Here is a 10,065-nt window from a genome sequence, read left to right on the forward strand (position 1 = left end):
CGGCGGGGCGTCCTACTTGGGGTTGGAGTACATCGCCATCAGCACGCACGCGGCGGAAAAGCCGCCCTGCGCCAGCAGCAGCACACCGGGCGCGTATCCCAGGAACAGACCCAGCAGCAGGGGCACCAGGGCCAGCAGCGTGGTGTCCATCCCGCGGATCATCGCGCCGGTCTGCGCCGACGGCACCGGACCGAACACGGTGTCCGTCGGCGGGACCGTCCAGTCCGGCTGGACCCGGTAGGCACCCCGCACTGCCGATGCGCCGAAACCAACGCCCGCCAGTGCGCCCAAAGCTATGAGCTCCGGACTTCCGGCACCCAGCAGCACGAGCACCGTCAGGAACGCCGCCGCCCACAGGGCCAGGAACACTGCGGGCATGGCGATCCGACTCAGGTTCACCATGGCCGGCGACAACGGCAGCAGCATGTCCAACCCGGGAGTGATCGCGGTCCGTCGGGCCAGGGCTCCCGCGGCCGGAACCGAAGCGAATACGGTCACCGCGATCAGTGCCAGCTGCAGCGGCACCGGCTGGCTTCCTCCGGTCAGCAGGAGAACCAGGCACAGCACCAGGAGCAGCACCGGCCGGACCAGCCAGCCCCCGGTGCGCAGGAAGGCAGTGACGTCGGCCCGCAGCAGCGCCCCGAAGGGCGTGCGTCCGCCGCCCCGCGCGTACCAGCGGCGCGCGCGGGTGGTGGCAGTTCCCCCGGAGCCGTCGGACAGCGCCCGCCCCACTTCGTTCACATCCATCATGTACACGGCGGCGCCGGCATGCCCGGAGACGCCCCCGGCGCTGATGAGATCCCGGGCCGGGATATTGCCCAGCCGTGGAAAGACAATCAGCCAGAGCCCGACGGCGGCTGCCAGGGCAACCAGGGCCGGTCCCAGTTCACCGGCTGCGGCTTGGCGCGGTACAAAGCTCAGCACGGCCAGGAGCACCAGGCCGGGCAGTGGACCCGAGGCTAGCCGCCGCACCGCTCCCGGGCGGGACGCCCCGGGAACCGCCGGCTGCGGCCCTGCAGGTCCCGCTAGTCCCGCAGCGGTCTGCCGCAGCGCCGCCAGCAGCACGGCAACGACGGCGGCCACCCCAAACACCGCGGCGCCCAGAAACTGTCCGAGGACGCTGGCGTCCAGATCGGTGATGAACCCCACCGGCAGGTACAGGACGGCGCCGCCCGCCCAGACCAGGGCCAGCCGGCGCAGCAGCCGTCCGCTCACCAGCGGCCGCCGGTCCAGGGGCAGGCTCAGCCACCAGTACCCTTCGGCCGTCGTCACCGCCGCTGGGCCCAGTTTCCGGGCCAGCACCGTTCCGGCCGCGAGCATCGCGAACAGCAGCGCGGTTCCGGCGGCGCCGTCGGGCAGGGCGAACGACGCCGGTGCCACCAGCGTGCGGCCGACGGAGTCCGCGTCCCAGGCCAGGGCGACCTGTTCGCGCAGCGCCAGGACCAGACCGGCGGCCAGTGCACCAATGGTGCCCAGTGCCAGCACCGCGGTGTACACGTCGACGAAGACATCCCGGAGCCGGGTCCGGGCGCGGGTGAAGGTCCGCGAGGCCTGCCGGGTGTACTGCACCGGGTTGAAAACTGCGGTCGTTTCCCCCACTGCGGCGTCCTGGGCCACGGGTCAGCGCCCGGCGATTTCGGCGGCGGCACGTTCCGGAGCGATCTCGCGGACGTCGTCGTCAATCAGCAGGCAGCGTTCCGCCGTGGCCAGGAGCAGCGCGGGATCGTGGGTCACCAGCAGCACCGTCCCGCCGTCGTCGGCGTAGGCCTTGATGCGTTGGCCCAGCCGCTCCCGCATCACCGGATCCAGGCGCTGCTCCGGTTCATCCAGGATCAGCAGCGAGGAGGGCCGGATCAGGGCGGAGGCCAGGAGCAGCCGGCGCCGCTGCCCGGAGGAAACGGAGGCGGGTACGGCGTCGGCGCGCTCCCCCAGGGCGAAGAACTCCAGTTCGGCCTCAACGGCGGCATCGGGGTTCGGGACTGAATGTCCGCGGGCTACCAGCTGGAGGTGCTCGCGCAGGGACAGCGAAGGAAAGAAGGCATCTTCATCGAAGAGGGCGGCGACCTGCCGGCGGAACGGAATGCCGTCTTCATAAACAGGCAGCCCGTGGACGAGGACCTCGCCGCCGAGCATGGCCTGCTTACCGGCGATGGTGCGCGCCGCCGTGGACTTGCCGGCACCGTTGAAGCCCACCATGCCAAGGATCTCACCGGCGTCGGCGCGCCCGGTAATGGGTCCGCAGACGGGAGCGCCGCCGTATCCCACGGTCAGATCGGAAATTTCGAGCACAGCCCCCGCAGCAGTCATGCATCCAATCTAGCGGACGTGCGCGGACGGGTGGTTAGGCTGGGGAGATGGCAACAGTAATCCTCGTGCGGCACGGCCGCACCACAGCGAACGCCTCCGGTCTGCTGGCCGGCCGGACTCCCGGCGTCGAACTTGACCAGGTGGGCCGTGACCAGGCGGCAGCGACAGGTGACCGGCTCGCCGTCGTGCCCTTGGTCGGCGTGGTGTCCAGCCCGCTCGAACGCTGCCGGCAGACGGCGCAGTCCATCCTCGACCGCCAAACCGGCACCCCGCACGCGCCGGTTGATGACGAGCTCACCGAGTGCGACTACGGATCCTGGCAGGGCCGCACGCTTGGGGACCTCGCAAAGGAAAAGCTGTGGTCCACCGTGCAGTCCCAGCCCTCCGCCGTCACCTTTCCCGGCGGCGAGTCCATGGCCGCGATGCAGGCCCGTGCGGTGGCCGCGATCCGGCGCCACGATGCGGCGTTCGAGGCCGAGCACGGGCCGGGGGCGGTGTGGGTGGCGGTGAGCCACGGTGACATCATCAAGTCGGTGCTGGCCGACGCGCTGGGCATGCATCTGGACATGTTTCAGCGCATCAACGTGGGCCCGGCCTCGGTGTCGATCGTGAACTACGGGCCGGGGCGCCCCACCGTCCTTGCCTCGAACACCGACGGCGGGGACCTGTCCTGGCTGGCGGCCAGCCCGCCGGCGGAGGACGCTGCGGTGGGAGGTGGCGCCGGTCACGCCGCGCCTCCGGCGAGATGAGCCTAAAGTAGTCCTATGCCTACTACTGTTCACGAATTCGACTGGCCGGACCGCGTTATTGTCGGCACTGTCGGCGTCCCGGGCCAGCGCACCTTCTACCTGCAGGTGCGCTCGGGGAAGCAGACGCTCAGCATTGCCCTGGAGAAGCAGCAGTCGGCCCAGCTGGCCGAGAAGATCGACGAGATCCTTGACCAGCTCATGACCGTTGACGGCAACCCCTTCCACGTTCCGGCGAACACTCCCCTGGAGCTGGTGGACAATGACGGTCTTGACGCCGTGGAGGAACAGTTCCGCACCGGCGTGATGAGCCTGGGCTGGGATCCGACGACGGCGCAGATTGTCATTGAGGCCTACCCCCTCGAGGAGGTGGATCCGGACGATGACGGATTCCTCGGGGAGGACGAAGACTCCGACCCGGCCGAAGTGCTGCGGGTGCGGATTCCGGTGGGCACCGCCCGGGCCTTCGCCAAGCGCACCCGGGAGGTGGTGGGTGCCGGGCGTCCGATCTGCGTGATCTGCGGCCAGCCGATCGACGCCGACGGGCACACCTGCATCCTGCCCGAGAACTGATGCCGGCACCGGACCTGACGGCCGAGCTCACGCTCACCGGCCGCATCACGACGGCGTCCAATGCCACCTTCCTGGGCAGCATCGGCGGTGCGGCCGTGGTGTACAAACCGATAGCCGGCGAGCAGCCGCTGTGGGACTTTCCCGACGGCTGCTTGGCGCACCGGGAGGTTGCTGCGTACCTGGTGTCTGAGGCCCTGGGCTGGAACATCGTGCCGCGCACGTGGCTCCGCGACGGTCCGTTCGGCGAGGGCATGGTGCAGCTGTGGCAGGAGACGGACCCGGAGCAGAATGCGGTGGATCTGGTCCCGGCTGATGCCGTGCCGGACACCGGCTGGAAAGAAGTCCTTCAGGGCGAGGATGAAACCGGACGGATTGTCGCCCTGGTGCACGAGGACACAGCGGCGCTGCGGCGGATGGCGGTGTTCGACGTCCTGGTCAACAATGCGGACCGCAAGGGCGATCACGTCCTGGCGATGGGCGACGGGCACCGGTACGGCGTGGACCACGGGCTGACGTTCCACCAGGACCACAAGCTGCGCACAGTGCTGTGGGGCTGGATCGGTGATGCGCTGAGTTCTGAGGAACTTGCTGGTGTCGACCGTGTCCTCTCGGGGCTCGAGGGTGAGCTGGGCTCACAGCTTTCGGAGTTGCTCACGGCGGAGGAAGTTGCGGCGTTTGCTGCACGCTGCGCCCGGTTGCGCCACCGAGGTCAGTTTCCGGCTCCGAGCGGTCAGATGCCGGCGGTTCCCTGGCCGCTGTTCTAGGATCGGGATGCCTCAGCTTTAGTGCGTTTGCGGCGGGCGGGATCGGTCACGCGATGCATCATTGTGGCGGTACCGTGCCGGCTCATCATTCGGGCTGCGATCGCGCGGTCGCAGCGGTGCGGTCGGGTCCGTAATCACGGCCTATGCCAAGGGGGGCGCGGTCCGCCGCCACACATGTCGGCGCGAGAGAGGCCAGATCTGAGACCGGTGCATCATACAAATGGCGGCCGCCTGTCGTCGCAGGCTCATCGCCCGTCAGGAGCCACTTGTTGGAGCAGCTGGCGCGCGTTGGCCCGGCAAGGTTGATGGGTTCACGCGAGCATGCACGTGACCATCTGTCGCGGTTTCGCTAGCCCGTCCAGCGAGCCACAAGTAAAATGGCATTCCACCCCGTAGAGTCACGCCATGATCAATGTCGATGCGCCCCTGCCCGAGGACCTCTTCGCCGCTCTTCCCGGGGAAGACGCCGTCTTGGGCCACGAGGTCGCTGTCAATTGCGATCGATGGCAGGACGCACTCAGTACGCGCGGTTTGCCGCTGATGCAAGGTGTACTGACCGGCCCGGGCGTCACGAAGATTTCCCGTGCCGAAGTTTTCGAGCTGGGCAGCCGTGAGATCACTCCGGCGAACGCCTTTCAACTTGTGTACTATTCACTCGCTTGGGGCCTTGGCCGCCGGGCGCCGCGCCTGCATCAACGGCTGAACGCCCTCGCTGCCCACCAGGACCGGGCCGGAGAGCTGCTGGCCGAAGCTTGGCGAGCGGTCCGTAACGGTGAGCCTGCAGGCAACGTCTACAGCGTGCTGACCACCAATAGGGGTGCCGGACGCATTCCATGGTTCGGACCGGCTTTCTCGACCAAGTTTCTATACTTTGCCCAAGGCCAGGAAGCCCCGCCCCGTTATGTCATCCTCGACCAGGTAGTTGCTCGCAATCTGTCCGATGTCTGGCCGGACGCCCCAAAGACTGCCCGGTTTCCGGACACCTACGCCCGCTACTGTGCCGTGGTCGGTTCCTGGGCTGAGCAGGCTTCCGAACGCATGGACGGAGCACGCAAAGTCCGCGCGGACGAGATTGAATTCGTTCTCTTCAACCGCAGGTAGGGTGCCATGCGTTGGCGTGCGGGCTCTCCCAATTCGCCACATTTCCGCTCGCTTTCCCCGCGTCCGCTGACAAGGCTGGGCACGGCGTTTCCCAATCCCCCACCGCCGGGACCCAAGTGACCACACTGGTAACCGCGAGGTGCGCACAGGTACGAACGTCAGAGCAGCTGGCGCGCGTTGGCCTTTGCGAGGTCGATAAGCTCGCGGCCGTTGCCGGCGAGCACCGTGCGCAGTGCGTAGACCGCAAAGCCGGTGGCCTGCTTCGCGTCGATCTTCGGCGGGATGGAGAGCTCCTGCCGCTCCACCGCGACGGAGACGAGCGCGGGGCCGTCGTACTCGAACGCCCGCCGGAGGGCGCCCTCGAGGTCCTCCGGGCGGCTCACGCTCTCGCCGTGCATTCCCACCGCCTGCGCCACCTTACCGAAGTCTGGGTTTTCGAGACCGGTGCCGAAGTTGACGATGCCCGCCGCCTTCATCTCTACCTCGACGAAGCTGAGCGCGGCGTTATCGAACACCACGATCTTGATCGGCAGGTTGTGCTGCACCGCCGTCAGCAGCTCACCGAGCATCATGGCCAGGCCGCCGTCGCCGGCGAGGATCACCACTTGCCGGTTCCGGTCCACGGCCTGGGCGCCAAGGCCCAGTGGGGTGGCCGCCGCCATGGTGCCGTGCCAGAAGGAGCCGATCAGCCGCCGTCGCGCGCCGATGTGCAGGTGCCTGCACGCCCAGATGACCGGAGTGCCGACGTCGGGCAGGAAGACCGCGTCGTCATCCGCGAGCTCGTCGATCAGGTGAGTGAGGTGCTGCGGATGGATGTCGCCCGGTCCCTGCTTCTCGAGGTCGTCGAGCTGCTTCCGGGTGCGGCGGTAGTGGTCCAGCGACTTCTCGAGGTGCGTGCGGTTCGTCTTCCGTTCGAGCAGCGGCAGCAGCGCAGCCGCCGTTTCGCGCACGCCGCCGACCATCCCCTGGTTAAGCGGCGTGCGGCGGCCGAGCTGCTCGCCCCGGATATCGATCTGCAGGATCTTCGCGTTCTTCGGATAGAACTGCTGGTACGGGAAGTCGGTGCCGAGCATCAGCAGCGCGTCGCAGTCCTCCATCGCCCGGTATCCGGAGGCGAAGCCCAGGAGCCCGGTCATGCCGACGTCGAACGGGTTGTCGTGCTCGATGAATTCCTTGCCGCGGAGGGCATGCACAATTGGCGCGCCCAGCGCGTCAGCGAGGGCGAGGACCTCCTCGCGTGCCCCCTCCACGCCGGCTCCCGCCAGGATGGTGACGTTCCCGCAGGAGTTCAGTGTGGCGGCGGCTTCCTGCAGCTCCGCCGGGGAGGGAACGGTGATGGGGTCGGTGCGGCGGACCGTGAAGACGCGCTCGTCCCTGGCGTCTTCCAGTGCGGTGTCGCCCGCCATTACGAGCACGGCGACGCCCCGCTTTTCGATGGCCGTCCGCATGGCGATCTCCAGCAGCCGCGGCATCTGGTCGGCGCTCAAGACCATTTCGCAGAAGACCGTGCAGTCGCGGAACAGTTCGGTGGGTCGGGTTTCCTGGAAGTACTGGCTGCCGATCTCGTCGCTCGGGATGTGCGAGGCGATGGCGAGCACGGGAACCCGGCTGCGGTGTGCGTCGTAGAGCCCGTTGATGAGGTGCATGTTGCCGGGTCCGCAGCTGCCTGCGCACACCGCGAGCTCGCCCGTCAGCGCCGCCTCACCCGCGGCGGCGAACGCGGCTTCCTCTTCGTGCCGGGTGAGCATCCACTCGATACCCTTCTCCCGGCGGATCGCCTCGGTCACCGCGTTCAGCGAGTCGCCGGGAACTCCCCAGATCCGCTGGATTCCATTGGCGGCGAGGTTGTGGACGACGGTCTCGGCGATCGTGGACATGCTGCTCCTCTGTTAGGTGCGTTCAGACGGCATCGTCAGTCTATGCACCGGGGATCGGCAAGTGCCAGAGGCGGGGTGGGTGTATGTCACGCTGGTGGTTAGGGGATCGGGCCTGGTGGCCGGGAGGATTGCCCTGCCGCCTCCTGTCACGGTCCCGTAGTGGCGAATGTCCTCGTAATGTAGCTCTGGACGGAGGAGATCGGATGATTGGCGAGGAATTGCAGCAGATTGCCCGCGACACCGCGGCGTCGCTTGACGACGTGAGTCACGGGCGTCCGTTCACCCCGCATCTGGACGTGTGGAAAGTGCGCGGCAAAGTCTTCCTCATCGTCACCGACGACCCTGACCTGCAGATCATCACGGTGAAGGTCGACCCGCCCTACGGGGACGCACTCCGCCGCGACCACGAGACGATCACCTCCGGGCACTACCTCGACAAACGGCACTGGATCTCCATTGGACCCGGCAACGGGATCACGACAGAGCTGATCGAGGACCTCGTTTACACGTCCTACGACCTCGCCGGCGGCCGCACCCGGGAGCACTCGTGAACGACACCCCATCCCTGTTCGAGGCCGACGATGCCTCCCGGCCGTTGGCTGACCGGCTCCGGCCCCGCACACTGCAGGACGTCGTCGGGCAGGACCACCTGCTCGCATCGGATGCACCAATCGGCCGGATGGTGGATGCGCACAGGCTCGTCTCTATGGTGTTGTGGGGCCCGCCAGGGTGCGGAAAGACCACGATCGCCAGGCTTCTCGCCGAGCAGACCGATCTGGCGTTCGAGCCGCTCTCCGCAACCTTCTCAGGCGTCGCTGACCTCCGGAAGGTATTCTCCGCGGCGCAGCGGCGCCGGGAGGTCGGCCAGGGCACAATGCTGTTCGTCGATGAAATCCACCGGTTCAACCGCGCCCAGCAGGACTCATTCCTGCCTTACGTCGAGGACGGCACCGTCGTCCTCGTCGGCGCGACGACGGAGAACCCGAGCTTTGAGCTCAACGGGGCGCTCCTGTCCCGAGCCCAGGTCTTCGTGCTGAAACGCCTCGACGACGCCGCGCTCGAAACCCTCATTGTCCGCGCCGAGGATCTCCTCGGCGCACCGTTGCCACTGACGGATGATGCCCGGCAGGCGCTGGTTGCGCTGGCGGACGGCGACGGCCGGTATCTGCTGAACATGATCGAGCAGGTCCATTCCCTTGCGGCACCCGTGGACACGGCGGCGCTTGCTGCGGCGGTGCAGAAGCGGGCACCGCTCTATGACAAGGGGCAGGAAGGTCATTACAACCTGATCTCCGCCCTGCACAAAGCCATGCGTGGCTCGGACCCGGACGCGGCACTGTACTGGTTCGCGCGGATGCTCGACGGCGGTGAGGACCCCCTGTTCATCGCCCGCCGCATTATCCGGTTCGCAAACGAGGATGTCGGCATGGCCGACCCTCAGGCCGTGCAACAGGCCCTCGCAGCCTGGGACGTGTACGAACGCCTCGGCTCGCCCGAAGGCGAACTTGCCATCGCGCAAGCCGTCGTCTACCTCGCCACCGCGCCGAAGTCCATCGGCGTGTACCGCGGATTCACCAGGGCGCGCGCTGCAGCGAAACGAACCGGGTCCTTAATGCCGCCGGCGCACATCCTGAACGCCCCGACCCGGCTGATGAAGGATCTCGGCTACGGCGATGGCTACCAATACGATCCCGATACCGAGACAGGATTCTCCGGCGCGAACTATTTCCCCGACGGCATGCCGCGGGAAACCTTCTACCAACCCGGCACACGCGGATACGAGCGGGCCATTGCGGAACGGCTCGCCCACTGGGCGCAGCTCCGAGCAGCGGCGCCCGGATCATCCGGCACCTTGAGGAACGGACCAGACGCATGACTGTCGTTCCAATTCCGCTCTACCAGTCCGCCTAGCGGGAATTTCTTTCTCCCGGCTATTGCTTGCACCCACACAGCGAAAACCATCGAAGGGATGCATCATGCCGACACTGGGAATTATCGGAAGCGGAAACATCGGATCAGCAGTTGCGCGGCTCGCGGTCGCAGCAGAGATGAAAGTGGTTATCGCAAACTCGCGGGGACCGGAATCATTGCAGGACCTCGTGAGTGAGCTCGGGCCCCTGGCCCAGGCAGGGACAGTGGAGGAAGCAGCGCAACAGGGCGACGCCGTCGTGCTTTCGATTCCTTTGAAGGCGGTGAAGGACCTGCCGGACGGTCTGCTGCGGGGCAAGGTGGTGCTGGACACCAGCAACTACTACCCCTCCCGGGACGGCAGCATCGAGGAACTCATCAACAACACCCTGACGACCAGTGAATTGATGCAGGACCAGCTTCCCGGAGCGCGCCTGGTGAAGGCCTTCAACAACATCGTCGCCGGACACATCCCGGTGCTCGCCCGCCCCGCAGGCTCCGGTGACCGGACGGCACTGCCCATCGCCTCGGACGACGCGCAGGCCAAGGCCGAGGCGGCAGCCATTATTGACCGGCTGGGCTTCGATACGGTTGACGCCGGTTCGCTCGCCGACAGCTGGCGGTTTGAGCCTGACACGCCGGCCTACGGACTCGTCTATTTCGAGGACCCGGCAGTAGCCAAGCAGCGAATGATGGACGCCGAACCCGGACCGACGCCGGCGGACCAGATCCAGGCCGCACTGGACGAGGCGACCCGGGTCAATATCGCAGAACGCAAGTTCTGAGCAC

10 protein-coding genes are annotated in these 10,065 nt (G+C 67.3%); 7 read left to right on the forward strand and 3 right to left on the reverse strand.

Going from position 1 to position 10,065, the window contains the following annotated elements; all coding sequences use genetic code 11:
* Positions 1-12 precede the first annotated feature (12 nt).
* Together AAE021_RS07200 and AAE021_RS07205 are read right to left on the reverse strand one after the other, a co-directional pair.
* Entirely contained in the window at positions 13-1,617 is a 1,605-nt protein-coding gene (locus AAE021_RS07200) for a DUF6297 family protein (RefSeq protein WP_342024934.1), read from the reverse strand.
* A gap of 3 nt (positions 1,618-1,620) precedes the next feature.
* Complete coding sequence (locus AAE021_RS07205) at positions 1,621-2,307, reverse strand: ABC transporter ATP-binding protein (protein WP_342024935.1); 687 nt, start codon at positions 2,305-2,307, stop codon at positions 1,621-1,623.
* A gap of 47 nt (positions 2,308-2,354) precedes the next feature.
* Between AAE021_RS07205 and AAE021_RS07210 the strand changes: the two genes are divergently transcribed.
* The 4 genes from AAE021_RS07210 (at position 2,355) to AAE021_RS07225 (ending at position 5,491) form a co-directional block, all read left to right on the forward strand.
* Complete coding sequence (locus AAE021_RS07210; RefSeq protein ID WP_342024936.1) at positions 2,355-3,056, forward strand: histidine phosphatase family protein; 702 nt, start codon at positions 2,355-2,357, stop codon at positions 3,054-3,056.
* Positions 3,057-3,071: 15 nt separating this feature from the next.
* Positions 3,072-3,626, forward strand: a complete 555-nt coding sequence (locus AAE021_RS07215) for a DUF3090 domain-containing protein (protein WP_342024937.1) — start codon at positions 3,072-3,074, stop codon at positions 3,624-3,626.
* Entirely contained in the window at positions 3,626-4,390 is a 765-nt protein-coding gene (locus tag AAE021_RS07220; protein ID WP_342024938.1) for an SCO1664 family protein, read from the forward strand. Before AAE021_RS07215 ends, AAE021_RS07220 begins: the two co-directional genes overlap by 1 nt.
* Positions 4,391-4,795: 405 nt before the next feature.
* Positions 4,796-5,491, forward strand: a complete 696-nt coding sequence (locus AAE021_RS07225) for a hypothetical protein (protein WP_342024939.1) — start codon at positions 4,796-4,798, stop codon at positions 5,489-5,491.
* Positions 5,492-5,649: 158 nt separating this feature from the next.
* Here AAE021_RS07225 and poxB read toward each other — a convergent pair whose 3' ends face one another.
* The gene (poxB, locus tag AAE021_RS07230) at positions 5,650-7,368 is read right to left on the reverse strand and encodes a ubiquinone-dependent pyruvate dehydrogenase (RefSeq protein WP_342024940.1); all 1,719 of its coding nucleotides are present in this window, start codon (positions 7,366-7,368) and stop codon (positions 5,650-5,652) included.
* A 203-nt stretch (positions 7,369-7,571) separates the two neighbouring features.
* Between poxB and AAE021_RS07235 the strand changes: the two genes are divergently transcribed.
* From AAE021_RS07235 to AAE021_RS07245, 3 genes are all read left to right on the forward strand, one after another.
* Complete coding sequence (locus AAE021_RS07235) at positions 7,572-7,919, forward strand: MmcQ/YjbR family DNA-binding protein (protein ID WP_342024941.1); 348 nt, start codon at positions 7,572-7,574, stop codon at positions 7,917-7,919.
* On the forward strand, positions 7,916-9,244 hold the full coding sequence (locus AAE021_RS07240; protein WP_342024942.1) for a replication-associated recombination protein A: 1,329 nt from the start codon (positions 7,916-7,918) through the stop codon (positions 9,242-9,244). Before AAE021_RS07235 ends, AAE021_RS07240 begins: the two co-directional genes overlap by 4 nt.
* Positions 9,245-9,344: 100 nt before the next feature.
* The gene (locus AAE021_RS07245; RefSeq protein WP_342024943.1) at positions 9,345-10,061 is read left to right on the forward strand and encodes an NADPH-dependent F420 reductase; all 717 of its coding nucleotides are present in this window, start codon (positions 9,345-9,347) and stop codon (positions 10,059-10,061) included.
* Positions 10,062-10,065 lie beyond the last annotated feature (4 nt).

This window comes from Arthrobacter citreus, from assembly GCF_038405225.1.
Lineage (GTDB): Bacteria > Actinomycetota > Actinomycetes > Actinomycetales > Micrococcaceae > Arthrobacter_B > Arthrobacter_B citreus_A.